Origin of the sequence: Variovorax glucosi, from assembly GCF_051216695.1 — a bacterium.
In the GTDB taxonomy this organism is placed as follows: domain Bacteria; phylum Pseudomonadota; class Gammaproteobacteria; order Burkholderiales; family Burkholderiaceae_C; genus Variovorax.
This window is the reverse complement of sequence record NZ_JBPJZE010000237.1, coordinates 1-1,182: the sequence shown is the minus strand read 5'-3', so window position 1 is coordinate 1,182 and position 1,182 is coordinate 1. Positions and strand designations below refer to the sequence as shown.

2 protein-coding genes are annotated in these 1,182 nt (G+C 62.1%); both read left to right on the top strand.

The genetic code is table 11. The features are described 5' to 3' along the window. The first annotated feature begins 176 nt into the window (after positions 1–176). Positions 177–899 carry a UMP kinase gene (gene pyrH, locus ACSFA3_RS24605; protein ID WP_093056543.1) on the top strand — a complete coding sequence of 241 codons (723 nt, stop codon included), beginning with the start codon at positions 177–179 and terminating at the stop codon, positions 897–899. An 11-nt stretch (positions 900–910) separates the two neighbouring features. Continuing rightward, a partial coding sequence (locus ACSFA3_RS24600; RefSeq protein ID WP_435507988.1) for a ribosome-recycling factor occupies positions 911–1,182 on the top strand: 272 nt, incomplete at its 3' end.

The following is a 1,182-nucleotide window of genomic DNA, read 5'->3' as shown; positions in this document are numbered from 1 at the left end:
GGCGAAGGCATTGAGAAGAAAGTTGACGACTTCGCAGCCGAGGTGGCCGCGCAAGTTGCAGCGGCCAAGGCTGCTGCTTAAGCCTTTAAGGCTCAACGGCGGTGCGCCCACGCGCGCTGCCGTTTTTTCATCGCTACGTTTTACACTCGTCCCAGTCCAACCAAAGGAAATTGCCCATGTCTGATGCCCGCCCAGCCCACAAGCGAATCTTGTTGAAGCTGTCGGGAGAGGCGTTGATGGGCGATGACGCCTTCGGCATCAACCGCGCCACTATCGTGCGCATGGTGCAAGAGGTGGCCGAGGTCGTGAACATGGGCGTGCAGGTGGCGGTCGTGATCGGTGGCGGCAACATCTTCCGCGGCGTCGCGGGCGGCTCGGTCGGCATGGACCGCGCCACGGCCGACTACATGGGCATGCTGGCCACGGTCATGAACTCGCTGGCGTTGGCCGATGCAATGGACAAACAGGGCCTCGTGGCCCGCGTGATGTCCGCCATTGCCATCGAGCAGGTGGTCGAGCCCTATGTGCGCCCCAAAGCCCTGCAGTACCTCGAAGAGGGCAAGGTCGTGGTGTTCGCCGCTGGCACCGGCAATCCGTTCTTCACCACCGATACGGCCGCTGCGCTGCGCGGTGCCGAGATCGGTGCCGAGCTGGTGCTCAAGGCGACCAAGGTCGACGGCGTCTACACCGCCGATCCCAAGACCAACCCCGATGCAACGCGCTACGTCTCGCTCAGTTTCGACGAGGCGATCGCAAAGAATCTCGGCATCATGGACGCCACGGCCTTCGCGCTGTGCCGCGACCAGAAGCTGCCGATCAAGGTGTTCTCGATTCTCAAGAACGGCGCATTCAAGCGCGTCGTCATGGGCGAGGACGAGGGCACGCTGGTGCATGCCTAGGAGTATTTGAGATGACCATTGCAGATATCCGCAATGCGACCGACGCGAAGATGAATCAGTCGCTCGCCGCATTCCAGAACAACCTCACCAAGATCCGTACCGGCCGCGCCAACTCTGCGCTCCTCGACTCGGTTCACGTCGAGTACTACGGCTCGCAGGTGCCACTGAGCCAGGTGGCCAACGTGTCGGTGCTCGATTCGCGCACCATCAGTGTCCAGCCCTGGGAAAAGGGCATGGGCGCCAAGATCGAGAAGGCCATTCGCGAAAGCGACCTGGGCCTGAA